Genomic DNA, 25,172 nt, shown 5'->3' with positions numbered 1-25,172 from the left:
ATAAGATGAAGGATAATTGCGCAATTATAGCGGGCCTGGCGAAAACCAGCCCTGAATGCATTATTTTTTATAAGAAAAAGTATGGATTCGGACAATATTGCGCCGCTCGGTTGACCGGCGCAGAGTGGGAATCAGGCAGGTGTGCTGATGCGTGCTAACTGGTCGAAATAATCAGGAAACGTTTTAGCGGTACATTGCGGATCAAGGATAGTAACAGGGGTATCGGACAGCGCCACCAGCGAGAAACACATTGCCATACGATGATCGTTATAGGTGCCAATTTCGGCAAATTGCAGATCGGCTGGCGGTGTAATCTGAATAAAATCGTCTCCTTCCTCAACGTCGGCACCGACTTTACGCAGTTCCGTTGCCATCGCATACAGGCGGTCTGTCTCTTTAACACGCCAGTTATAAATATTTCGTAACGTGGTTGTGCCTTTGGCAAACAAGGCTGCCGTCGCGATAGTCATTGCTGCGTCAGGAATATGGTTCATATCCATATCCACAGCGTTAAGTTCACCGCGCGTACAGGCAATGAAGTCGTCGCCCCAGGTAATGGTTGCACCCATTTTTTCCAGTACATCGGCAAAACGAATATCGCCCTGCATACTGTTACGACCAATACCGGTCACTTTTACCGTACCGCCTTTAATTGCCCCGGCAGCCAGAAAATAGGAGGCGGATGAGGCATCTCCCTCTACCAGATAATGCCCTGGAGACTGATACTGCTGGCCACCTTTGACGATAAAGCGCTGGTAGCGCTGATTTTCAATCTCCACTCCAAAGGTGCGCATCAGATTCAGCGTAATGTCAATGTAGGGACGAGAAACCAGTTCACCTTTAATAGCAATAGCGGTATCCGTGGCGGCAAGCGGTGCGCTCATCAGTAGCGCGGTCAGAAACTGACTGGAAACGCTGCCATCAACCTCAACCTCTCCTCCTGAGAATCCACCGCGCAGACGCAGGGGTGGATAATTTTCCTGCTCGAGGTATTCAATGACTGCCCCGCCCTGGCGTAAGGCATCAACCAGATGCCCAATCGGACGCTCTTTCATGCGCGGCTCGCCGGTCAGAACAATATCACCGTGACCAAGACAAAGCGCAGCAGCCAGCGGGCGCATCGCCGTTCCTGCATTACCAAGAAATAGCTCCAGACTATTGTCGCCTCGTAAGGGTCCCGCATTGCCAGTGACTTCGCAGCGGGTACGATCGGCTGAAAGGGTATAATGAATGCCTAACGCGCTCAGGGCGTTCAGCATATGGCGGACGTCATCGCTGTCGAGTAAATTGGTTAATACGGTTGTGCCTTCAGCCAGCGCCGCCAGCAGCAGCGCCCGGTTAGAGACACTTTTTGATCCAGGCAGATTGATAACACCGTCTACGCGCGCGATGGGTTGTAACGTCAGGGAATCCATGAAACTTAACTCTCAAAAGCAAAAGAAAGCCCCGCAGCGGGCCGCGGGGAAGAATAATACGGGGGGTTAACCGCGACGACGTTCGAAGTCAGTCATAAACTCGGTCAGGGCCTGAACACCTGCCAGCGGCATAGCGTTGTAAATTGAGGCGCGCATTCCCCCGACGACACGGTGTCCTTTCAGGGCATGTAGTCCCGCCGACAGTGATTCTTCGAGGAATAATGTGTCCAGTGCGCTATCGGCTAACTGGAACGGAATGTTCATGCGGGAACGATTACGCTTTGCCACGTCGTTGCGATAGAAATCACTGTTATCAATCACGCTATACAGCAGATTGGCCTTTTGTTGGTTGATCTTATCCATTGCGGCGACACCGCCCTGCTCTTTCAGCCATTTGAAAACCAGACCGGATAAATACCAGGCAAAGGTGGGCGGCGTGTTGAACATTGAGTCATTCTCATTGAGCACGCTGTAATCCAGAATTGACGGGCAGGATTGATGTGCTTTACCGAGTAAATCCTCGCGGACGATCACCAGCGTTAACCCCGCCGGTCCGATATTTTTTTGTGCGCCCGCATAGATTACGCCGAAGCGGCTGACATCAAGCGGTCGGGAAAGAATGGTTGAGGAAAAATCAGCAGTGACAATAACGTCATCACCAAAATCTGGCACATCGTCAATGGCGATACCGTCAATGGTTTCATTAGGGCAGTAGTGTAAATAGGCAGCGTTGTCGGAAAGCTGCCAGTCGTGCATAGGCTTAACGCCCCGCAACCCGTCTACGGTGACTTTGGCATCAATGACATTGGGGGTACAGTATTTTTTCGCTTCTTTAACGGCGCTGGCTGCCCAGTAACCCGCATCAACATAATCAGCCGTGGTTTTATCGCCGAGAAGATTAAGCGGTATACCGGCAAACTGCCCGCGCCCGCCGCCGTGGCAAAACAGTACTTTATAGTTTGAGGGAATAGTCAGCAGATCGCGAAAATCCTGTTCAGCCTCTTCAGCAACCTGAATAAATTCTTTTCCACGGTGGCTGACTTCCATGATCGACGTACCCAACCCGTGCCAGTCGCACAGTTCCTGTTGCGCCAGCTTAAGTACCGCTTCCGGAAGCATTGCCGGACCTGAACTAAAATTAAAGACCTGAGCCATTTCCCCTCACCACGCTGCTAATGATATACCCACCGCGATGGGTATAAGTTATTCCTGTGGATAGTGGTTTTACCATTCAGTGACACACGTCGCAACGGCTAAAACACGGACGGGTAAAAATGTGCTCGTTATCACACAATATATTCTATCGCATTGACGAATAAAGGCCGACAAAACCGCTATCAGGTAATTCGCTTTGCCCGGCTGGCTCTGGACCATTCAGGATGTGCGCAACGTGAACACCGCTGGTGGTCGCCCGCTTTCATTTTCTGTACTGCACTGCATTTATTGCAGGCGTATTCGCCGTCGTGCGGAACGGTTGTATAGCGCTCAATGCCAACGGGCAGAATACAAAGTCCCGCTTTCACCTCATCATCAGGATAGTAATAGACGCTGATCTGACCATTGGTTTCCATAATCGCCAGTTTGATTTGGCCAAGTTGCTCTACGCTGCTGATGCGCAGCTCCATGAAGAACTCATATTCGGTAAGACTGGCAGCTTTGACTTTTTCCCAGGCTAATTGCCCTTCTTCGATAAAGACAACGGGCTTTCCTTCCAGCAAATCCTCCAGTCTTTCACTGTGTGACATCAGCCACATAACCAGTCGATACAGCAGCCCCAGAGTGATAAAAACCGTTAATACGGGCAGCATAGGCACATCATCATAGAATGCCACGTCCCCCGCAGCAGAGCCGAGAGTGAGGATGATTAAAACCTCAAATAACGACATTTGACGCACGCCGCGACGCCCGGTGATTTTAAGAAACAAGAAAACCAGAACGAAGGTATAGAGGCTGCGCAGCGCGACTTCACCCAGAAATTCAAGCGGCACCTTATCAAGCACCATGCGTTGAAGATCAAATGCTTTCATCTTTTTATTCTCAAACAGCGGGTTATAAACCATAAGCATAGCCAATACTTTTATTTCTATACCGCGCGCCGGGAAGATAGCGTCGGTGTGCTAAAACCCGTATCATTGCGCGCTTTCCGTACGATAAAAAGTGAACTTCATGACGCAAACCTTCATTCCCGGCAAAGATGCTGCGCTGGAAGACTCCATCGCTCGCTTCCAACAAAAATTGCAGGACTTCGGCTTCGATATCGAAGAAGCTTCCTGGCTGAATCCCGTTCCTCATGTCTGGTCGGTGCATATTCGTGATAAAGAGTGCGCACTGTGTTTTACCAACGGGAAGGGGGCAACTAAAAAAGCGGCGCTGGCCTCTGCGCTGGGAGAGTACTTCGAGCGTCTGTCTACGAACTATTTTTTCGCTGATTTTTGGCTGGGTAATACCATTGCCAACGGTCCATTTGTGCATTATCCGAATGAGAAATGGTTCCCACTGCCGGAAAATGATGAACTGCCGGAAGGCATTCTGGATGCTCGTCTGCGCGCGTTTTACGATCCGGAAAACGATCTGAGCGCGGGTATGCTTATCGACCTGCAATCCGGTAACGAGGAACGTGGCATCTGTGCCCTGCCGTTCACGCGTCAATCTGATAATCAAACTGTCTATATTCCGATGAATATTATCGGTAACCTGTATGTTTCCAACGGCATGTCTGCCGGTAATACGGCTAATGAAGCGCGCGTTCAGGGGCTGTCTGAGGTTTTCGAGCGCCACGTTAAAAACCGTATCATTGCTGAATCAATCAGCCTGCCGGAAATCCCGTCAGAGGTACTGGCGCGCTATCCTGGCGTGGTCGAATCGATTGCCACGCTTGAAGCAGAGGGTTTCCCGATTTTTGCCTATGACGGCTCGCTGGGCGGTCAGTATCCGGTGATCTGCGTAGTCCTGTTTAACCCGGCAAACGGCACCTGCTTTGCCTCCTTTGGCGCGCACCCTGATTTTGGCGTGGCGCTGGAGCGTACCGTTACCGAACTATTGCAGGGTCGTGGCCTGAAAGATTTAGATGTTTTCACCGCGCCGACTTTCGATGATGAGGAAGTGGCCGAACACACTAATCTGGAAACGCATTTTATTGACTCCAGCGGTCTTATCTCCTGGGATATGTTTAAACAGGACGCGGATTATCCGTTTGTCGACTGGAGTTTTGCCGGCACCACGGAAGAAGAATTCGCCACCCTGATGGCTATCTTTAACGCCGAAGATAAAGAAGTTTACATCGCTGATTACGAGCACCTCAGCGTCTACGCTTGCCGTATTATCGTTCCGGGCATGTCGGATATTTATCCGGCAGAAGATTTATGGCTGGCGAATAACAGTATGGGCAGCCATTTACGCGAGACGATTCTGGCGCTTCCGGGCAGCACCTGGGATAAAGAAGACTATCTCAGTCTGATCTCTCAGCTTGATGAAGAAGGCCACGACGATTTTACCCGTGTACGCGAGCTATTAGGGCTGGCAACAGGCAGTAATAACGGCTGGTATACCTTGCGTATTGGCGAGCTGAAAGCGATGCTGGCTCTGGCTGGAGGCGATACAGAACAAGCGTTAATCTGGACCGAATGGACGATGGAATTCAACGCTTCAGTGTTCAGTCCGGAACGCGCTAACTATTATCGTTGCCTGCAAACGCTGCTGTTGCTCACTCAAGAAGAAGGCCGTGAGCCGCTACAGTATCTGAATGCTTTTGTGCGCATGTACGGTGCTGAAGCAGTAGAAGCAGCTAGTGCGGCATTGAGTGGCGAAGCGCCTTTCTATGGCCTGCAGGCTGGTGATAGTGAGCTTGCGGCTTTCCCTGCGCATCAGTCGCTGTTAAAAGCGTACGAAAAACTGCAGCGTGCTAAAACGGCCTTCTGGTCAAAGTAGCCCCTGCTGTATACTTCGGCCGTAGGCATATCGTTACGGCTGCGTTATATTACGGAGCGGATTTACCGCTCCGTTTTTGTATATTTTGTGGTAATCACCCGCAAATGTAATGTTAAAGTTAAATATGAGTAAATGTTATTACACTTACCGTGTATTAATGTTACTTTATATTAGAAATACTCCATTTTAATTAACTGCCAATCGATGGGGCAGTAAAAAAATTCAACACAATTGATAATTTTTAAAATTTATTTTTATTTGTATAATCAAGACCTTAATCCTGAATAGTGGTAAAACCATACACTGTGAAGGCCTATAAGCCAGGCGAGATATGATCTACATCAATTTCTCTTCTATAATGCTTTGTTAGTATCTCGTCGCCGACTTAATAAAGAGAGAGTTAGTGTGAAAGCTGACAACCCTTTTGATCTAATACTTCCTGCAGCAATGGCCAAAGTGGCCGAAGAAGCGGGTGTCTATAAAGCAACGAAACAACCGTTGACCACGTTTTTCCTGGCAATCACCGCAGGCGTGTTCATCTCAATTGCTTTCGTTTTCTATATTACAGCGACCACAGGTACTGGCACCATGCCGTTTGGTATGGCGAAACTGGTAGGTGGCATCTGCTTTTCACTAGGCCTGATTCTGTGCGTTATCTGTGGGGCCGACCTGTTTACCTCCACGGTACTGATTGTGGTGGCGAAAGCCAGCGGTCGTATCACCTGGGGTCAATTGGGTCGCAACTGGCTAAACGTTTATGTCGGTAACCTGGTAGGTGCATTGCTGTTCGTGCTTTTGATGTGGCTTTCTGGCGAGTATATGACCGCCAATGGTGGCTGGGGGCTTAATGTCCTGCAGACTGCCGACCACAAAATGCATCACACGTTTGTTGAGGCTGTCTGCCTCGGTATTCTGGCAAATCTGATGGTCTGTCTGGCCGTCTGGATGAGTTACTCCGGTCGCAGCCTGACCGATAAAGCACTCATTATGGTTTTGCCGGTCGCTATGTTTGTTGCCAGCGGTTTTGAACATAGTATCGCGAATATGTTTATGATCCCGATGGGTATCGTAATTCGTCACTTCGCCAGCCCGGAATTCTGGACCGCCGTTGGTTCCTCTCCGGACAATTTTTCTCATCTGACTATCATGAATTTCATTACTGATAACCTGATCCCTGTAACTATCGGGAATATTATCGGCGGTGGTTTGCTAGTTGGGTTGACATACTGGGTCATTTACCTGCGTGGCAACGAACATCATTAATGATGTTCGTTTCAGGCAGGTAATAAAAAGTCCACTTAAGAAGGTAGGTGTTACAATGTCCGAGCTTAATGAAAAGTTAGCCACAGCCTGGGAAGGTTTTGCGAAAGGTGACTGGCAGAATGAAGTAAACGTCCGTGACTTCATCCAGAAAAACTACACTCCTTACGAGGGTGACGAGTCTTTCCTGGCTGGCGCAACTGATGCTACCACCAAGCTGTGGGACAGCGTAATGGAAGGCGTTAAACAGGAAAACCGCACTCACGCGCCTGTTGACTTCGACACTTCTGTTGCCTCCACCATCACCTCTCATGACGCTGGTTACATCAACAAGTCTCTTGAGAAAATTGTTGGTCTTCAGACTGAAGCTCCGCTGAAACGTGCGATCATTCCGTTCGGCGGCATCAAAATGGTTGAAGGTTCCTGCAAAGCGTATAACCGCGAGCTGGACCCGGCCCTGAAAAAAATCTTTACTGAATATCGTAAAACCCACAACCAGGGCGTTTTCGATGTTTACACTAAAGATATCCTGAACTGCCGTAAATCCGGTGTTCTGACCGGTCTGCCGGATGCGTATGGCCGTGGCCGTATCATCGGTGACTATCGTCGCGTTGCCCTGTACGGTATCGACTTCCTGTTGAAAGACAAATACGCACAGTTCCTGTCTCTGCAATCTGACATGGAAAATGGCGTAAACCTGGAAGCGACTATTCGTCTGCGCGAAGAAATCTCCGAGCAGCATCGTGCTCTGGGTCAGATCAAAGAAATGGCCGCAAAATACGGCTGCGATATCTCTGGTCCGGCAACTAACGCTCAGGAAGCCATCCAGTGGACCTACTTCGGCTACCTGGCTGCGGTTAAGTCCCAGAACGGTGCTGCAATGTCTTTCGGTCGTACCGCGACCTTCCTGGACGTGTTCATTGAACGCGACCTGAAAGCCGGCAAAATCACTGAGCAAGAAGCGCAGGAAATGGTTGACCACCTGGTCATGAAACTGCGTATGGTTCGCTTCCTGCGTACCCCTGAGTATGACGAACTGTTCTCTGGTGACCCGATTTGGGCAACCGAATCCATCGCCGGTATGGGCGTTGATGGCCGTACCCTGGTAACCAAAAACAGCTTCCGCTTCCTGAACACCCTGTACACCATGGGGCCGTCTCCGGAGCCGAACATCACTATTCTGTGGTCAGAAAAACTGCCGCTGAACTTCAAAAAATACGCTGCTAAAGTTTCCATCGATACCTCTTCTCTGCAATATGAGAATGACGATCTGATGCGTCCTGACTTTAACAACGATGACTACGCTATCGCGTGCTGCGTAAGCCCGATGATCGTAGGTAAGCAAATGCAGTTCTTCGGTGCGCGTGCTAACCTGGCGAAAACCATGTTGTATGCAATCAACGGCGGCGTTGATGAAAAACTGAAAATGCAGGTCGGTCCGAAATCTGAACCGATTAAAGGCGACGTTCTGAACTTCGATGAAGTTATGGAACGCATGGATCACTTCATGGACTGGCTGGCTAAGCAGTATGTCACCGCCCTGAACGTTATCCACTACATGCACGACAAATACAGCTACGAGGCCTCTCTGATGGCGTTGCACGACCGTGACGTTATCCGCACCATGGCGTGTGGTATCGCTGGTCTGTCCGTTGCTGCTGACTCCCTGTCTGCTATCAAATATGCAAAAGTTACCCCGATCCGTGACGAAGATGGCCTGGCTATCGACTTCAAAATCGAAGGTGAATACCCGCAGTTCGGTAACAACGACGGTCGCGTAGATGACATGGCGGTTGACCTGGTTGAACGTTTCATGAAGAAAATTCAGAAACTGAAAACTTACCGTGACGCTATCCCGACGCAGTCTGTTCTGACCATCACCTCTAACGTGGTATACGGTAAGAAAACGGGTAACACCCCGGACGGTCGTCGTGCTGGTGCGCCGTTTGGCCCAGGTGCTAACCCAATGCACGGTCGTGACCAGAAAGGTGCTGTTGCCTCTCTGACCTCCGTTGCGAAACTGCCGTTTGCTTACGCGAAAGATGGTATTTCTTATACCTTCTCTATCGTTCCGAACGCACTGGGTAAAGACGACGATGTGCGTAAAACGAACCTGGCAGGCCTGATGGATGGTTACTTCCATCACGAAGCGTCTATCGAAGGCGGCCAGCATCTGAACGTCAACGTTATGAACCGTGAAATGCTGCTCGACGCGATGGAAAACCCGGAAAAATATCCGCAGCTGACCATTCGTGTATCTGGCTACGCTGTACGTTTTAACTCCCTGACTAAAGAACAGCAGCAGGACGTTATTACTCGTACCTTCACTCAAACCATGTAATGTGTTTTGACTGAAATCGCGATTAAAAAAGCGTAAAATAAAGGCTCCACGTCAGTGGGGCCTTTTTAACACCCGCAGTCTGGTTTGCCCGTTATCTATACTTATGGACAACTGCCAAAACAGATTTGACACAACCTCAGCGAGTTGTGCACTCACAGGCCATGAAGGCCAAAGCTGGAGAAACCACCGCAATGTCAGTAATTGGTCGCATTCACTCCTTTGAATCCTGTGGCACCGTAGATGGCCCGGGCATTCGCTTTATTACCTTTTTTCAGGGCTGCCTGATGCGCTGCATGTATTGCCACAATCGTGATACATGGGATACGCACGGCGGCAAAGAAATCACCGTAGAAGAATTGATGAAAGAAGTGGTGACGTATCGCCACTTTATGAATGCTTCCGGCGGTGGCGTAACCGCTTCCGGTGGCGAAGCTATTTTGCAGGCTGAATTTGTGCGTGACTGGTTCCGCGCCTGCAAAAAAGAAGGTATTCATACTTGTCTTGATACTAACGGCTTTGTACGCCGCTACGATCCGGTGATTGATGAATTGCTGGAAGTGACAGATTTAGTGATGCTGGATCTTAAGCAAATGAACGATGAGATCCACCAGAATCTGGTCGGCGTTTCTAATCACCGTACGCTTGAGTTCGGCAAATATCTTGCTAACAAAGACATTAAAGTATGGATACGTTATGTCGTTGTACCCGGCTGGTCAGACGATGATGATTCTGCACACCGTTTAGGCGAGTTTACCCGCGATATGGGCAACGTAGAGAAAATTGAAATGTTGCCTTACCACGAGCTGGGCAAACATAAGTGGGTAGCAATGGGTGAAGAGTATAAGCTCGACGGCATACATCCGCCGAAAAAAGAGACCATGGAACGCATAAAAGGCATTCTGGAGCAGTACGGTCATAAAGTCATGTATTAAAAAAATGCCCTGCCGGATCTCCCGACAGGGCATTTTTCTAGACGTGGGCCACAGGCGTAGGATGATGACCTGCTTTGCGCAGCAGCATCAATAGATAGATAAACGATACGCTGGCAATCATGATAAACAGCAGGTTGTCGGTATAGTTTTGCATTAGCATCGCGGTTAACGACGGCCCGAGTAAACTCCCGATGGTGTAACTCAGCAGCAGCGCCTGGTTCATCGCTACCAGCTGATGCTGTCCGACTTTCTCACAGGCCCATGCCATCGCGACCGGATAGAGCGTAAAGCCTGCGGCACCCAGAACAAACAGTGCCGGTGCCATTGCCGCGTGACTGAGCATCGCCAGGCAGCCGAGGATCACCACAAAGACCTGCACTCTCAGGACCAGTAAGCGGCCGTAGCGATCGGCAAGACGGCCAATCGGCCACTGTCCCAGAATACCTGCGCTGACCAGCACCGCCATCCAGAAACCGATTCCGGAATCGCTTACGCCCTGGTGATTAAGATAAAGCGGCATCAGACCGTACAGCGACCCGAGCACGATCCCTGAAATAATGCAGCCGTTAACTCCCAGACGCGCCTGACGCAGACGCAGCATTGGCCAGATACGCGCATGTTCCTGCTGCTCGCTGTGCTGATTCACGATACGCGTAAATAGCACCGGCAGTACGCCAGCCAGGACGACCGCCGTTACCCACGGCAGAACACTCATCAGATCGGTTGGCAACTTGCTGACCAGCAGCTGTGCCAGCACGGTACCGACGTAATAAACCGTCATATAGGCCGCCAGCAGACGGCCACGATTACCCGAATTGCCGCTGCACATCAGTGCACTTTCCACCACTACCCAGATCATCGCACAGCCAATACCGGCAATAAAACGCCAGCTTAACCAGCTCCAGAACCCCACCATCATCCCGAGACCAATACAGCCCACGGCAAAAATTAACGATGCTATATAATAGCTGCGGTTAAACCCAAGACGTTTGATAACATGCCCGGCCAGCAACGTCCCGATAAGATTGCCGGTAAAATAAGACGAGCCAACCATTCCAACTTGCCAGGTAGGCAGGTTTTCATGGGCGAGCCAGAGCGGGACGAGCGTATTTAACACCGCGATCGCCAGGGTCAACAACAGTAAGCCACAGAGCAGTAACTGCACCGGACGGGTATAGGTGGACATGGATAATAACCGTGAGGAAGTTCAGATTTCGAGCGCATCATGCCACCGCTATAAACAAAGTCAATTAGCGTTTTTCAGCCATAGCACACATTGTTTTTGAACGATTGAAATTGCTTATCCAGAACGAAAGACGGAATGCAGGAATTATAAATAGTTTATTGATTTAAAAGGATAAAAACAAAATCACGGCTAGTAAGTCAGTTGAAAAATTTCATGATCAAAAATGGCGTAAAATCAGAGCCGATCTCTGACTGTACGCCGTTTGATAACCCGCTTACCCGGCGATAGCCATACCCGTTGTCATATGCAGGCCATAAAATATACCGCGGCCAATAAGTTCACCGGCCAGCACCAGCATAAAAGCGAGAGCCAGTAGTGATACCGCAGGCCGTTTTCCACGGAGCTGCGGCAGGATCCAGAAGAGCAGCGCCAGAACAATTACCAGCGCACGCCATGCCATTAGCGCGCTGTAATCCGGCACCAGCATTGATGCCTGCTGTACCGAACTGTGGATCGTCGCCAGTTCCGTCCCCTGCATTAAGCTTGTCACCAGGCTTACGATAAACGCCAGTAGTGAGATTGCGGGTAATATTCGTAAAGCACGTGCGCTGACGCCTGCAATGCTCAGCAGCAAATACCCGAGTAATGGTCCGCCGATAAACAGGGTCAGGAAGAAACTGAGTGGCGTCCATACGGTGTGCCAGGTGGGCACCGTATCAATACTGTTATAAACACGGACCATCATCCAGACAAAAATCACGCCCAGGACCATGGTAACGATAAGCCACAGCATACGCAGCGCTGAAGGCATTTTTTTCATGGCCGCGAGTAGCCAGCCAATACCACCAATCACAAAAAACAGTGAGCCGCTGGCGATTTCATTACTTAGTGCGGATGCGCCCACGCGATTTAAGGAATTAAACGCGCGCATCGGCGAGCCAAGATGGATTGTTGAGGCTATAAACGCTATCCCCATTAATACCCATAGCCCAAACATACTGTTGATAATGCGCTGCTGCGTATCCGGGCGCAGATCGCCTTTCATTAGCGCCAGTGCCAGAACAATAAAACCCCCTGCCACGCACTGTCCGAAGACGGTGAAGATCATTAACGGCCATTCATGCCATCCGTTTCCCATTTTACACCTCCTTCGGATTAGCCAGATAACCGGTGGTATCTCCACAGGGACGGCTATTAGCATTAGGTTTAATCACGAGACCAGGCTTCGTGAAATGCGCGGCCGGCAGCGGTGCAACGGCTGCCAGAGAGCCATGTTTTTGACGCAATTCGTCGACAGGACCGAAGTCCAGCGCACGTAGTGGACAGGACTCAACGCAAATAGGTTTTTTCCCTTCGGCCACGCGGTCATGGCAACCATCGCATTTGGTCATATGCCCTTTTGCCGCGTTATACTGCGGTGCGCCGTAAGGACACGCCATGTGGCAGTAGCGACAGCCGATACAGACGTCTTCATTGACCACGACAAAGCCATCATCACGTTTATGCATTGCACCACTTGGACATACTTTGGTGCAGGCCGGATCCGCGCAATGGTTACAGGAAATCGACAGATAATAGGCAAAGACATTTTGTTGCCAGACGCCATTGTCCTCCTGCCAGTCGCCACCGGCGTATTCGTAGACGCGACGAAAGCTAACATCCGGGGTTAAATCTTTAAAATCTTTGCAGGCCAGTTCGCAGGTTTTGCAGCCGGTACAGCGGCTGGAATCCACAAAAAATCCATACTGGGTCGTCATTGGCTACTCCTTATGCTTTTTCAACCTGGACGAGGTTGGTATGTGATGGATTGCCTTTAGCCAAAGGCGAAGGACGCTGGGTTGTCAGCACATTAATACAGCCGTTCTGATCCACGCGTTTCGCATCCGGGTTGTACCAGGCTCCCTCACCTAATGCCACCACGCCGGGCATCATGCGCGGGGTCACTTTCGCCTCAATGTGGGCTTCACCGCGATCGTTAAAGATGCGTATTCTGTCACCGTTAACAATGCCGCGTTTCTGCGCATCTAACGGGTTGATCCACATCTCCTGGCGACAGGCAGCTTTCAGGACATCCACGTTGCCATAGGTAGAATGGACGCGTGCTTTATAATGGAAGCCAGTCAGCTGCAGCGGATATTTATGGGTAAGCGGATCGTCGTAGTTCTCGAATCCCGGCGTGTAGACAGGCAGTGGATCGATGACATCGCCAGCGGGCAGTTCCCAACTGTCGGCAATGTCGGCAAGCGCCTGTGAATAAATCTCGATTTTGCCTGAAGGCGTGGTGAGTGGATTGGCCTGCGGATCCTGACGGAATTCGCGATAAGCGACATGATGGCCTGCGGGATCGCGCTGTTTAAATATTCCCTGCTGGCGGAATACCTCAAACGTTGGCAGCTCAGGCATGGCCTGACGCGATTTTTCGTACAAATGACGCATCCACTGCTCCTGAGTACGCCCCTCCGTAAACTGTTGCTCTACGCCCAGACGTTTCGCCAGATCGCTGGTCATCTGATAGATGGTTTTACATTCGAAACGCGGTTTGATTGCCTGGTCAGCAAAAATAACGTAAGACATGTTCCCGCAGGAGGCATCCAGCGCAAAATCCATCTGTTCAGAGGCCGTGCAGTCTGGCAGCAGGATATCGGCATACTTCGCAGAAGAGGTCATATGACAGTCAATGACGACAATCATTTCGCACTTTTTATCGTCCTGCAAAATCTCGTGAGTCCGGTTGATCTCTGAATGCTGGTTAATGAGGCAATTCCCGGCATAGTTCCAGATCATTTTAATCGGCACGTCCAGTTTGTCTTTACCACGAACACCATCGCGCAGGGCAGTCATCTCTGGGCCACGTTCAATTGCATCGGTCCACATAAACATGGAAATGCTGGTTTCAACCGGGTTTTCCAGGGTGGGCATACGCTCGAACGGTATAGAGTAAGACCCTTCGCGGGCGCCGCTGTTACCGCCGTTAATACCCACATTGCCGGTCAGGATTGCCAGCATAGAGATAGCGCGAGTGGTGATTTCACCGTTAGCATGACGCTGCGGGCCCCATCCCTGAGAAATATAGGCCGGTTTCGCGCTACCTATTTCCCGCGCCAGTTTAACGATGCGCCCGGCGGGAATGCCGGTGATCTGCGACGCCCATAGGGGTGTTTTGGCGATACCGTCGTTACCCTGACCGAGAATATAGGCTTTATAGTGGCCATTTTTTGGCGCGTCGGCTGGCAGGGTTTTTTCGTCGTAGCCTACGCAGTATTTATCGAGGAACGGTTGGTCGACCAGATCTTCTGTGATCATAACCCAGGCCAGCGCGCTTACCAGCGCGGCATCGGTCCCCGGACGGATCGGTATCCATTCATCTTCACGCCCTGCGCCCGTATCAGTATAACGAGGATCGATAATGATCATCCGCGCATTTGATTTCTGCCGGGCCTGCTCAAGATAATACGTCACCCCACCGCCGCTCATCCGCGTTTCGCCAGGGTTATTACCAAACAAAACCACCAGCTTACTGTTTTCAATGTCGGAGGGGCTATTACCATCTGCCCAACCGCCCCAGGTATAATTGAGTCCGGCAGCGATTTGCGCAGAAGAGTAGTCACCGTAATGGTTGAGGTAGCCGCCACAGCAGTTCATCAAACGTGCAATCAGCGTTTTGCCGGGCGGCCATGAGCGGGTGAGCGTACCGCCCAGCGTGCCGGTTCCGTAATTCAGATAGATAGACTCATTGCCATAATCTTTAATCAGACGCTGCATGTTTTTGGTAATGATATCGTAGGCTTCATCCCAGCTAATTTGCTCGAACTTTCCTTCTCCGCGTTTACCCACGCGTTTCATCGGATATTTCAGGCGGTCAGGGTTGTAGACGCGACGGCGCATAGAGCGTCCGCGCAGGCAAGCGCGGACCTGATGCAGTTCATCAAAATTATCGTTACCGGTATTATCCGTTTCGACGTACTTTATTTCACCGTCAACGACATGCATACGTAGTGGACAGCGGCTACCGCAGTTCACTGTACAGGCGCTCCAGATGATTTTTTCAGCCGGTCTGGACGCGGGGATGGTATCAGCTGCATGAGCGATACGGGTAAAGGGCAGCGTAAAGGCGCTACTGGCCATTGCCAGACCACCGATGGCTGTCGTTTTCATTAGCTTACGACGGCTCACTTCTGTCGATAGCATAACCTCAGGCAGGGTCGTTTTCATAATTGCTCACTTTGTTTACTCGTCATATCTAAAGCAAAAAACCGCTATATAGATACTTATATATCGATAATTCAAAATGGCAGCAGTTAATGCTACTTTCGAACGAAAGTCATATTAACCCTTATGAGGTAGAGGTTATTGTCCGGTATCAAAGCAGGCATAAAAAAAGCGCCCGCAGGCGCTTTATAAAGAAAACCAGGGTATTAACCGATGTACTCAAGACCTTTCATGTACGGGCGTAACACGTCAGGCACTTCAATACGGCCATCTGCCTGCTGGTAGTTTTCCAGCACGGCCACCAGAGTACGACCGACCGCCAGACCAGAACCATTCAGAGTATGAACCAGACGGGTTTTCTTGTCAGACTTGCTGCGGCAGCGCGCCTGCATACGGCGCGCCTGGAAATCCCACACGTTAGAGCACGATGAAATTTCACGATAGGTATTTTGTGCCGGAACCCAGACCTCGAGATCGTAGGTTTTGCAGGCACCAAAGCCCATATCACCGGTGCAAAGCAGGATTTTACGGTAAGGCAGCCCCAGCAACTGGAGCACTTTTTCCGCATGGCCGGTCATCTCTTCCAGCGCATCCATTGAATCTTCCGGGCGAACGATCTGGACCATTTCAACTTTATCGAACTGATGCATACGGATAAGACCGCGCGTGTCGCGACCATAGGAGCCGGCTTCAGAGCGGAAGCACGGTGTATGCGCAGTCATTTTAATCGGCAGGTCGTCTTCGTCGATAATCTCATCACGCACCAGATTGGTCAGCGGAACTTCTGCGGTGGGGATCAGCGCATAGTTGCTGCTGTCCGCTTCTTCTTCCAGCGGACGGGTGTGAAATAAATCGCCGGCAAATTTCGGCAGTTGCCCGGTACCATAAAGCGTATCGTGGTTAACCAGGTAAGGAACGTAGTTTTCGCTGTAGCCGTGCTGCTCAGTATGCAGATCCAGCATGAACTGCGCCAGTGCACGATGCATACGTGCGATCTGGCCTTTCATGACCACAAAACGCGAGCCGGTTAATTTAACCGCGGCGGCAAAATCCAGACCGCTGTGCATTTCACCAAGAGTCACGTGATCGCGAACCTCAAAGTCGAACTGACGCGGTGTACCCCAGCGGCTAATTTCAACGTTGTCGTTTTCATCCCGTCCCTGCGGAACACAATCATCCGGAACGTTCGGAATGGTCAGGGAGATGGTACGAATTTCGCTTTGCAGCGCATCAAGCTCGACTTTAGCAGCATCGAGTTCTTCACCGAGTTTATTAACTTCCAGGCGTAATGGCTCGATATCTTCCCCGCGCGCTTTCGCCTGGCCGATGGATTTCGATCGCGAGTTACGGTCAGCCTGCAGATTTTCAGTTTTTACCTGCAAAACTTTACGACGCTCCTCAAGAGCGCGCAACTTATCTACGTCCAGCTTAAAGCCCCGGCGTGCCAGTTTTTCTGCGACTGCGTCTGGCTCGTTACGCAGCAGATTGGGATCGAGCATGCTTATCCTGTGCTTATCGAATGAGTAAAAGGAGAATGCGACCGCAGCCTGCGATCGCAAAGATTCACCAGTAACCTTACCGCAACGCCTGCATTAGCGGTAGCGTTTTGTGGGGCTATTTTGATCCTGTTCAGCAAGCCAGGCGAGCTTTTCGCCGATCTTGCCCTCAAGCCCGCGGCTGGTTGGTTGATAATAGCGCGTTTGCGCCATTTCTTGCGGAAAGTACTGCTCGCCGGCAGCATAGGCGTTAGGCTCATTATGCGCATAACGATACTGCTCACCGTAGCCCATTTCTTTCATCAGCTTCGTCGGCGCATTACGCAAGTGGTCCGGCACATCGTAATCCGGGCGCTCACGGGCATCGGCCATCGCCGCTTTAAAGGCAGCATATACCGCGTTACTTTTCGGCGCGCAGGCCAGATAGACAATTGCCTGGGCAATCGCTCGTTCGCCCTCTGCGGGACCCACGCGGGTAAAACAATCCCATGCCGAAATCGCTACCTGCATTGCACGCGGATCGGCATTACCAATATCTTCAGACGCAATTGCCAGGCAGCGCCGGGCCACATACAGTGGATCGCCGCCGGCGGTAATAATGCGCGCATACCAGTACAGTGCTGCATCCGGCGCGCTGCCGCGTACCGATTTATGCAGGGCCGAGATAAGATCGTAAAAACGATCGCCTTTATTATCAAAACGGGCGCTGCGTTCACCGGCAATTTCAGTCAGCAGCGCAGGTAATAATACGCGCCTGCCGGTTTCGGCGGCTTCTGCCATATCGGCCATCATTTCAAGCGTGTTAAGCGCCCGGCGGGCATCACCATTAACCAGCTCAGCAATCGCCAGTCGGGTTTCATCCGGCAGTACGATATCTTTATCGCCATAGCCGCGAACGCTATCGCTCATGGCCTGATCAAGCACCTGCTCAATATCATCAGTGGTGAGCGATTTTAATAAGTAGACGCGCGCGCGGGAGAGCAGCGCGGAATTCAGTTCAAAAGAGGGATTCTCTGTTGTCGCACCAATAAAGGTGATGGTTCCATCTTCGATATGCGGTAAAAACGCATCCTGCTGGCTTTTATTAAAGCGGTGTACTTCATCAACAAACAGAATGGTACGGCGTCCTGCCTGACGATTTTGACGCGCACGCTCAATCGCCTCGCGGATCTCTTTAATACCGGAGGTAACCGCAGAGATGCGTTCAACATCAGCGCTGGCATAACGGGCAATGACTTCGGCCAGAGTGGTTTTTCCGGTGCCGGGCGGCCCCCAGAGGATCATTGAGTGCAGATGCCCCGCCTCAATGGCGCGCGGCAACGGTTTACCGGCGGCCAGCAAGTGCTGCTGGCCGATATACTGTGCTAAGTTTTCTGGCCGCATACGCGCGGCCAGAGGTTGAAATTCATTGTCAGAAAAGTCGAGCGACAAGTTGCTCACGCACGCCCCTACTTGCTACGTTGATCGTCTACCGTTACGCCCTGCGGCGGGGTAAAAGTAAATTTAGCCGGATCGACTGCACCGTTTTGCTGGGACTTCAACTGATAACTGCTGCGCTGATCGTCCTGTTCGACTGCACTAAACTGATGAATCGTGCCGTCACGACCGACGTTAATGGTAAATTGCTTCAAATTGCCGCTGCTGCCTTTCGGCGTCAGGATAAAGTCGTCGCCGTTTTGCTTGATATTATACTGCTGCCAGTCGCTGGTCTGGTTACGGGCAATTAGCATAAACGGCGTATTGCCTGTGGCATCTTTTAACAGATTAACGCTTACCTGTTCAACAAACGGATTGTAGAACCACAGGTTTTTACCGTCAGAAACCAGCGTGCTTTCATCTGGCTGCGTCATGTGCCAGTTAAAAAGATTAGGACGCTTAACCCACAAATCGCCCTGACCTTCCTGTACAGCGGCACCGCTACCATCCGTCACTTTTTGTGTGAAGCTGGCGTGAAAGCTGCTGACTTTGTCCAGACGTGTTTTAAGATCGCCCGCCGCATCAGCCCAAACGCTGCTAACCACGAAGCCTGAAAGTAATGCACAGGTGATAGCCATCTTTTTCATTGTTGTTATTCCTCAAATGCGTCTTCCCACTACGGGAGTCCTCTTTGTTATCTACTCTAGGCGTCATTTTTGCCAGGTAACAGAAGAAAATACTGAATTTTGACTTGCTTACCTGGCTTTACAATTAATCGAATGGCGGAGGAGCCAGCACCTCGCGGTTACCATTATGCCCCTGCTCACTGACGATCCCCTGCGCTTCCATTTGTTCAATGATACGTGCAGCGCGGTTGTAACCAATACGGAACTGCCGCTGAACGCCCGAGATCGACGCTTTACGCTTCTCGATAACAAAGTTTACCGCCTGGTCAAATAACGGATCCAGCTCTTCACCGCTCTCCAGACCGCTGCCGCTCCCTTCGCTTTCGCTGTCGGAAGTGATCCCATCGACATACTGTGGACGTCCCCGAGCTTTCCAGTCCTGAACGACGGCATGAACTTCTTCATCACGCACAAATGCGCCGTGCACACGTATCGGAATGGTTGAGTTTGGCCCGGAGTAGAGCATATCTCCCATACCGAGTAACGATTCCGCGCCACCCTGATCGAGGATGGTTCGGGAGTCAATTTTACTTGATACGGTAAAGGCCATGCGCGTCGGGATGTTTGCTTTGATAAGACCGGTAATGACATCCACGGAAGGGCGCTGCGTCGCCAGCACCAGGTGAATACCTGCGGCTCGCGCTTTCTGGGCAAGACGCGCGATCAGCTCTTCCACTTTTTTGCCCACCGTCATCATCAGGTCGGCGAATTCATCCACCAGCACAACGATATACGGCTCTTTTTTCAGCACCGGATGCGTCGCATCCATACTGTCTCCAGGCTTCCAGTAAGGATCCGGGATCGGCCGGCCCATTCGCGCAGCTTCAGCAATCTTCTCGTTATAACCTGCAAGGTTACGCACGCCCAGCGCCGACATAAGCTTATAACGACGCTCCATTTCATTAACGCTCCAGCGCAGAGCATTGGCGGCGTCTTTCATATCGGTAACGACTTCTGTTAACAGATGTGGAATGCCTTCATAAACCGACAACTCGAGCATTTTCGGGTCGATCATGATGAACTTCACATCCTCCGGCTGCGCTTTATACAGCATACTCAGGATCATGGCGTTGACCCCCACGGATTTGCCCGATCCGGTGGTCCCTGCTACCAGCAGATGGGGCATCCTGGCTAAATCGGCGGTTACCGGATCGCCGGCAATATCTTTACCCAGCACGACAGTGAGCGGAGAAGGATTACCGCGAAATTTAGCGCAGTCCAGAACCTCACGAAGATAAACCGTTTGCCGCTTTTTATTTGGCAGCTCAAGGCCAACGTACGGTTTGCCAGGGATCACTTCAACAACGCGGACAGCGGCACTGGACAGAGAACGTGCGAGGTCCCGGGACAGGTTGGAGATACGTGCAGCTTTTACGCCCGGCGCCAGGTTTAATTCAAAACGGGTAATGACCGGGCCTGGAGAATAATTCACAACATCCGCTTTAATGCGGAAATCGGCCAGACGTGCTTCAACCAGACGCGCCATCTGCTCGAGGGCGAAAGTGTCTACCGGTTCGACTTCAGACGGCGGCGGCGTCAGCAGATCCAGTGACGGCAACAGTGTGGTCGGCTTCTGAAGTGGACGACTGTCACCGTTACGCATTAACAAAGGATGAATAAGGCTTTCTTGCGGCGGCTGAACCGGTTGCTGCGGCTGCTGATAAACCGGCTGCGGTGCGGCAGGCTGCTGGACCGGCTGCGGCGGCTGATAAACAGGCTGCGATGCGGCAGGTTGCTGGACCGGCTGCGGCTGCTGATAAACCGGCTGAGGTGCGACAGGTTGCTGGACCGGCTGCGGCTGCTGATAAACAGGTTGCGATGCGGCAGGTTGCTGGACCGGCTGAGATACAGGCAGGGGATCATCCACAGGGCCTGGAGTAAACAGCGGCGCGCCCGGACCATCATCAACCAGTGCTTTGGTTGGCGAAAAGTCAAAATCGCTTAGTGAGAAAGGATTAGCACCTTCTGGCTGTTCACTGGCATAGCGCTGCTGCTGCGAGGCCACGAACTGACGAGCCAGTTCTTCTTCTGCCGCCTCTTCCTCATTCTGCACGGGATCGGAGCCATAACGCTGCTGCTGCGAATCGGCGAATTGACGTGCCAGTTCATCTTCGTGCTCAAATGCATCAGACTCGTCGTCAGAATGTTGTTCTGCCTGACGGGCACGTTCTTCAGCCATACGCTGCGAAGGTAATTTAATGCCATAGGAGGCCAGTTCGCGACGCGTCGGGACGCGAACCCGGTTTGGCCGCGGCAACTGCGGGCCAATTCCTTCTTTTACCTGAGTACGCACGCCGCTGGTGGCCAGATTAAATACGGGTGCAGCCACGGTCGCCGCCGTGGTGGCCTGATGCACGCTGGCAGCAACTGGAGCAACCACTGGCGCAGGATCGATAACCGCAGATGGCGTTACAGGCTGCTCAACAGGTTCGGGAACAGGCTGATACCAGGCGGCCAGTTGTTCACGCTCGCGGGCGCGTTTTTCTTCGACTTCTTCAAAGTAGTAGAGCGGTGGACGGCTTGTTTTAACCTCTTCCTGCGCAGGGGATTCAGGAACAACCGGCGGCTGTTCTGCGTCCGGCTGGTACTGCGGCTGAGGAACCGGCGGCTGTTCTGCGTGCGGCTGGTACTGCGGCTGCGCAACCGGCGGCTGTTCTGCGTGCGGCTGGTACTGCGGCTGAGTAACCGGCGGCTGTTCTGCGTACGGCTGGTACTGCGGCTGAGTAACCGGCGGCTGTTCTGCGTACGGATCGTAATGCGGCTCCGCAACCGGCGGCTGTTCTGCGTATGGCTGGTACTGCGACTGTGTAACCGGCGGCTGTTCCGCGTACGGCTGATACTGCGGCTGAGCAACCGGCGGCTGCTCTGCGTACGGATCGTAATGCGGCTGCGCTACCCCGGGCTGTGCCGGCGTTTCCCACGGCTGTGGTACTTCATAGCGCGGTGCTTCTGGCGCCGCAGATTGCCATTCATCGACAGGCGTGGTGGGCTGACCTGGCGCCCGGTTTTCCTGCGTAACACTGTTCGTATGCGGCGGTGGTACCGCCTGCCAGGTCGCATCAGGTTGGGAAATAACAGGCTCTGCGCCCTGAATCTGCGGCTGCGGTATAACGGGATCGGCAGGCGCGGCCCAGGCCTGAGTTGCCATTGTTGCGGCAGCGGCCGCCGCCACCGGTTCGCTGACGGAGGCCCCATTTAGTAGAGGATCGTATTCGTCAAACTCTTCCGCCTGCGTAGCCCGATGACCGGAAAATAAAACATCATCCGGGTCGGCGGTAACACCGCGAGCGCTGTAAGTAATCTCCTCCGGATCGTCCATCCGTTTGCCGGAAAAAAGCGCGGCATCCGTTTTACGCCCCAGAGGATTAGCAAATTTTTCGGCGACGCGCTTACGTCTTGCCAGCGCACCGCGCAGGATACGAGCCCGACGCGATTCACGCGGCGCATCTGGCTGCGCGTCTTCGCTCTCGTCCTCATATTCCTCATAATCCTCATATTCTTCTTCAACCCAGGTATCGTCGCGGCGGGTACGATTACTGGCGAACGTCAGAATATTAAGAATAACACTGCCTAATTTCTCAGCGATGCTGACCCACGACCAGCCGGTAAATAGCGTCAGACCAGCCGCCCAGATACAGAGCAGCGCAATTGTACCGCCGCTGCTGTGCAGCAGCGGTTGTAATGTCGTGCTGAGCAGGCTGCCAATAACCCCGCCCGAGGCAAAATACCAGATATCATCGGCGTTGATTGCGGCCAGGCCGCATGAGGTCAGGATAAGCGCCAGTACGCCAATAAGACGCAGAGAAACGGCGAAGTAATCGATGTAATCTTCATTGGCCCGGTGTCGGTATGCAAACCAGCATCCACCAATAATAATCACCGGTATGGTATAAGCCATGATGCCAAAGATGAAGAAAAGCGTGTCGGCAAGCCAGGCTCCCGGCACACCGCCTAAATTGTGGATAGGCTCATGCCACGCCGTTTGCGACCAGCTGGGATCGGAAGGATTGAAGCTCAGCATCGCCACCATCAACCAGATGGCAAAAAGTGAGCAAAGAATAAGCATGGCCTCCAGAAGTCGGCGACTGCTGCTTAACCGGGTAATTTTGACGTCTTTGTCTTCTGTATATTCCTGGCTCAAGAAAGGCACTCCAGGTCCTTGATGCTAAACGGAGAACCGTGCAGGGTTGCCCCGGCACGGTTGCTGTATGGATTAACAGGAGTGTAATCAAATTACACTGATTTTGCACCTGTTCCGTGTTAGCGCGTTTTAATTACCAGACGATTGCTCTGTTTAACCTCTTCCATCACCACATAGGTGCGGGTGTCGTTAACACCTGGCAGGCGCAGCAGGGTTTCACCCAGTAATTTACGATACGCTGACATATCCGGTACGCGGGTTTTCAACAAGTAGTCAAAATCACCTGAAACTAAATGACACTCTTGAATTTCTTCAAGTTTTTGCACGGCAGTGTTAAATTGCTCAAACACATCAGGCGCACCACGATTCAGAGTAATCTCAACAAAAACCAGAAGTGATGCGTCCAGATAATGCGGGTTTAGCAGCGCCGTATAGCCCTGAATAAAACCCTGCCGTTCCAGTCGACGAACGCGCTCAAGGCACGGTGTCGGAGAAAGTCCCACTCTTTTTGAGAGCTCAACGTTGGAAATACGCCCGTCCTTTTGCAATTCATTCAAAATATTGCGATCGATACGGTCGAGATCTTTGCCTGGGCGCTTCTTGCTATCTACCATTATTATTGTCTCTCTGTGTTCCTTCCCTACTCCTGTCTTAACCCTGGTACGTCACTGTTTAGGGTCTTCGCCCGTTGTTTACGTGCGCACGCTCCAGGCGTGCCGCAAATCGTACTCCAGGGTATGCGGTGAGAAGACCGGGGCCCGAAGGCTCCAATGACCTCACGTAATGTGTCTGTCCACACCTTACGTAAGCTCCATTGGCCCGGTAAAAAATGACCATTACGTGCTGTTAAATGACGCCACACGAAATACGGTTTTTTTTCTTCCTCGAATGTTTTCGCAAAAGCACAGGGCATTGTCAAAGCAAAACAGCTTTTTTTAGTACAACCTGCCATATATTCATCATTTACGGGGGGTGTTGCTCATCTGATCGCCTTATAACTGGCCTGTTTTCAGTCGAAATTGTTATGTTGAATGCACATTGGCTCCAGCCCATCGTTATTTTCTATTTCATATATCGTTAACAAAAAAGGCGCGCTCTTTTTTTAAGGCGACAAATTCCCTACAATCTCGGGCAATGACTGCCAACAATTATGGGGATCTCATGGGCACGGCGAAACACAGCAAACTATTAATTCTTGGCTCCGGCCCTGCGGGCTATACCGCGGCTGTCTATGCTGCACGCGCAAATTTACATCCGGTGTTAATCACTGGTATGGAAAAAGGCGGTCAATTGACCACCACTACAGAAGTGGAAAACTGGCCGGGCGATCCGAACGATCTTACCGGGCCACTGTTAATGGAGCGTATGCATGAGCATGCGGTCAAGTTTGAAACCGAAATTCTGTTTGATCATATTCATACTGTCGATCTGCAAAATCGCCCTTTCCGCCTGACCGGTGATAGTGCGCAATATACCTGCGATGCGCTGATTATCGCGACGGGTGCATCGGCTCGTTACCTCGGCCTGCCCTCTGAAGAAGCGTTTAAAGGCCGTGGCGTTTCCGCGTGCGCGACCTGCGACGGATTTTTCTATCGCAATCAGAAAGTCGCGGTGATCGGCGGCGGAAATACGGCGGTAGAAGAAGCGCTTTATCTGGCAAATATTGCCTCAGAAGTCCATTTGATCCACCGTCGTGACAGCTTCCGTGCGGAAAAAATCCTTATCAAGCGTCTGATGGATAAAGTGGAAAGCGGTAATATTGTCCTGCATACCCATCGTACGCTGGAAGAAGTCACTGGCGATCAAATGGGCGTCAGCGGTCTGCGTCTGCGGGATACTCAGCGCGACAATGTTGAAACGCTGGAGGTTGCCGGTTTGTTCGTTGCCATTGGTCACAGCCCGAATACCGCTATCTTTGACGGCCAGCTGGCGCTGGAAAACGGTTACATTAAAGTGCAGTCCGGCATTCACGGTAATGCCACCCAGACCAGCGTACCCGGCGTATTCGCCGCCGGCGATGTCATGGATCACATCTACCGTCAGGCCATTACCTCTGCCGGTACGGGCTGTATGGCAGCGCTGGATGCTGAACGTTATCTTGATGGTTTAGCAGAAAGTAGCAAATAATCTTTACAAGTCAGTAACAAAGGTAAATAAGGCGAC

The 25,172-nt window shown here is 51.7% G+C and carries 17 protein-coding genes; 5 read left to right on the top strand and 12 right to left on the bottom strand.

The window, feature by feature from the left end; all coding sequences use genetic code 11:
* Window positions 1-131: 131 nt before the first annotated feature.
* The 3 genes from aroA to AC791_RS09525 form a co-directional block, all read right to left on the bottom strand.
* The gene (aroA, locus tag AC791_RS09535; RefSeq protein ID WP_049840217.1) at window positions 132-1,415 is read right to left on the bottom strand and encodes a 3-phosphoshikimate 1-carboxyvinyltransferase; all 1,284 of its coding nucleotides are present in this window, start codon (window positions 1,413-1,415) and stop codon (window positions 132-134) included.
* A 66-nt stretch (window positions 1,416-1,481) separates the two neighbouring features.
* Window positions 1,482-2,570, bottom strand: coding sequence for a 3-phosphoserine/phosphohydroxythreonine transaminase (serC, locus tag AC791_RS09530; RefSeq protein ID WP_049840216.1), 1,089 nt, complete (start codon window positions 2,568-2,570; stop codon window positions 1,482-1,484).
* A gap of 182 nt (window positions 2,571-2,752) precedes the next feature.
* Window positions 2,753-3,442, bottom strand: coding sequence for a DUF421 domain-containing protein (locus AC791_RS09525; protein ID WP_049841581.1), 690 nt, complete (start codon window positions 3,440-3,442; stop codon window positions 2,753-2,755).
* A 139-nt stretch (window positions 3,443-3,581) separates the two neighbouring features.
* Between AC791_RS09525 and ycaO the strand changes: the two genes are divergently transcribed.
* The 4 genes from ycaO (at window position 3,582) to pflA (ending at window position 9,875) form a co-directional block, all read left to right on the top strand.
* Window positions 3,582-5,342 (top strand): 30S ribosomal protein S12 methylthiotransferase accessory factor YcaO, encoded by a 1,761-nt coding sequence (gene ycaO, locus AC791_RS09520; protein WP_049840215.1) that lies wholly within the window; start codon window positions 3,582-3,584, stop codon window positions 5,340-5,342.
* A 405-nt stretch (window positions 5,343-5,747) separates the two neighbouring features.
* A complete protein-coding gene (gene focA, locus AC791_RS09515; protein WP_049840214.1) occupies window positions 5,748-6,605 on the top strand; it encodes a formate transporter FocA in 858 nt (285 codons plus the stop codon).
* A gap of 55 nt (window positions 6,606-6,660) precedes the next feature.
* Window positions 6,661-8,943: a formate C-acetyltransferase gene (pflB, locus tag AC791_RS09510; RefSeq protein WP_049840213.1), complete on the top strand. Its 2,283-nt coding sequence runs from the start codon at window positions 6,661-6,663 to the stop codon at window positions 8,941-8,943.
* Between the two features lie 191 nt (window positions 8,944-9,134).
* A complete protein-coding gene (gene pflA, locus AC791_RS09505) occupies window positions 9,135-9,875 on the top strand; it encodes a pyruvate formate lyase 1-activating protein (protein WP_049840212.1) in 741 nt (246 codons plus the stop codon).
* Window positions 9,876-9,912: 37 nt separating this feature from the next.
* On the opposite strand, the gene AC791_RS09500 is transcribed toward pflA, so the two are convergent.
* The 9 genes from AC791_RS09500 to lrp all read right to left on the bottom strand — a co-directional run bounded on the left by AC791_RS09500 (window position 9,913) and on the right by lrp (window position 23,623).
* Window positions 9,913-11,061 (bottom strand): MFS transporter, encoded by a 1,149-nt coding sequence (locus AC791_RS09500; protein WP_049840211.1) that lies wholly within the window; start codon window positions 11,059-11,061, stop codon window positions 9,913-9,915.
* Between the two features lie 274 nt (window positions 11,062-11,335).
* On the bottom strand, window positions 11,336-12,199 hold the full coding sequence (locus tag AC791_RS09495) for a dimethyl sulfoxide reductase anchor subunit family protein (RefSeq protein ID WP_049840210.1): 864 nt from the start codon (window positions 12,197-12,199) through the stop codon (window positions 11,336-11,338).
* Window position 12,200: 1 nt separating this feature from the next.
* On the bottom strand, window positions 12,201-12,818 hold the full coding sequence (locus AC791_RS09490) for a DMSO/selenate family reductase complex B subunit (RefSeq protein ID WP_049840209.1): 618 nt from the start codon (window positions 12,816-12,818) through the stop codon (window positions 12,201-12,203).
* Window positions 12,819-12,828: 10 nt separating this feature from the next.
* Window positions 12,829-15,273, bottom strand: a complete 2,445-nt coding sequence (dmsA, locus tag AC791_RS09485; protein ID WP_049840208.1) for a dimethylsulfoxide reductase subunit A — start codon at window positions 15,271-15,273, stop codon at window positions 12,829-12,831.
* 203 nt (window positions 15,274-15,476) lie between these two features.
* On the bottom strand, window positions 15,477-16,769 hold the full coding sequence (gene serS, locus AC791_RS09480) for a serine--tRNA ligase (RefSeq protein WP_049840207.1): 1,293 nt from the start codon (window positions 16,767-16,769) through the stop codon (window positions 15,477-15,479).
* Between the two features lie 93 nt (window positions 16,770-16,862).
* Window positions 16,863-18,206: a replication-associated recombination protein A gene (locus tag AC791_RS09475; protein ID WP_049840206.1), complete on the bottom strand. Its 1,344-nt coding sequence runs from the start codon at window positions 18,204-18,206 to the stop codon at window positions 16,863-16,865.
* A gap of 8 nt (window positions 18,207-18,214) precedes the next feature.
* Window positions 18,215-18,829: an outer membrane lipoprotein chaperone LolA gene (gene lolA, locus AC791_RS09470; protein WP_049840205.1), complete on the bottom strand. Its 615-nt coding sequence runs from the start codon at window positions 18,827-18,829 to the stop codon at window positions 18,215-18,217.
* A gap of 124 nt (window positions 18,830-18,953) precedes the next feature.
* On the bottom strand, window positions 18,954-23,009 hold the full coding sequence (gene ftsK, locus AC791_RS09465; protein ID WP_049840204.1) for a DNA translocase FtsK: 4,056 nt from the start codon (window positions 23,007-23,009) through the stop codon (window positions 18,954-18,956).
* Window positions 23,010-23,128: 119 nt separating this feature from the next.
* Complete coding sequence (lrp, locus tag AC791_RS09460; RefSeq protein WP_000228473.1) at window positions 23,129-23,623, bottom strand: leucine-responsive transcriptional regulator Lrp; 495 nt, start codon at window positions 23,621-23,623, stop codon at window positions 23,129-23,131.
* Between the two features lie 547 nt (window positions 23,624-24,170).
* Between lrp and trxB the strand changes: the two genes are divergently transcribed.
* Window positions 24,171-25,136, top strand: a complete 966-nt coding sequence (gene trxB, locus AC791_RS09455) for a thioredoxin-disulfide reductase (protein ID WP_049840203.1) — start codon at window positions 24,171-24,173, stop codon at window positions 25,134-25,136.
* Window positions 25,137-25,172: the final 36 nt, after the last annotated feature.

Origin of the sequence: Klebsiella sp. RIT-PI-d (assembly GCF_001187865.1) — a bacterium.
Lineage (GTDB): Bacteria > Pseudomonadota > Gammaproteobacteria > Enterobacterales > Enterobacteriaceae > Superficieibacter.
The sequence above is the reverse complement of the archived record's forward strand: the minus strand, read 5'-3'. Positions and strand labels throughout refer to the sequence as shown.

Coding starts and splice junctions, on each gene's coding strand:
- AC791_RS09490 (WP_049840209.1), bottom strand. CDS start 12,818: ATGACGACCCAGTATGGATTTTTTGTGGATTCCAGCCGCTGTACCGGC.
- AC791_RS09495 (WP_049840210.1), bottom strand. CDS start 12,199: ATGGGAAACGGATGGCATGAATGGCCGTTAATGATCTTCACCGTCTTC.
- pflB (WP_049840213.1), top strand. CDS start 6,661: ATGTCCGAGCTTAATGAAAAGTTAGCCACAGCCTGGGAAGGTTTTGCG.
- aroA (WP_049840217.1), bottom strand. CDS start 1,415: ATGGATTCCCTGACGTTACAACCCATCGCGCGCGTAGACGGTGTTATC.
- lrp (WP_000228473.1), bottom strand. CDS start 23,623: ATGGTAGATAGCAAGAAGCGCCCAGGCAAAGATCTCGACCGTATCGAT.
- AC791_RS09525 (WP_049841581.1), bottom strand. CDS start 3,442: ATGAAAGCATTTGATCTTCAACGCATGGTGCTTGATAAGGTGCCGCTT.
- pflA (WP_049840212.1), top strand. CDS start 9,135: ATGTCAGTAATTGGTCGCATTCACTCCTTTGAATCCTGTGGCACCGTA.
- dmsA (WP_049840208.1), bottom strand. CDS start 15,273: ATGAAAACGACCCTGCCTGAGGTTATGCTATCGACAGAAGTGAGCCGT.
- serS (WP_049840207.1), bottom strand. CDS start 16,769: ATGCTCGATCCCAATCTGCTGCGTAACGAGCCAGACGCAGTCGCAGAA.
- AC791_RS09500 (WP_049840211.1), bottom strand. CDS start 11,061: ATGTCCACCTATACCCGTCCGGTGCAGTTACTGCTCTGTGGCTTACTG.
- ycaO (WP_049840215.1), top strand. CDS start 3,582: ATGACGCAAACCTTCATTCCCGGCAAAGATGCTGCGCTGGAAGACTCC.
- trxB (WP_049840203.1), top strand. CDS start 24,171: ATGGGCACGGCGAAACACAGCAAACTATTAATTCTTGGCTCCGGCCCT.
- serC (WP_049840216.1), bottom strand. CDS start 2,570: ATGGCTCAGGTCTTTAATTTTAGTTCAGGTCCGGCAATGCTTCCGGAA.
- lolA (WP_049840205.1), bottom strand. CDS start 18,829: ATGAAAAAGATGGCTATCACCTGTGCATTACTTTCAGGCTTCGTGGTT.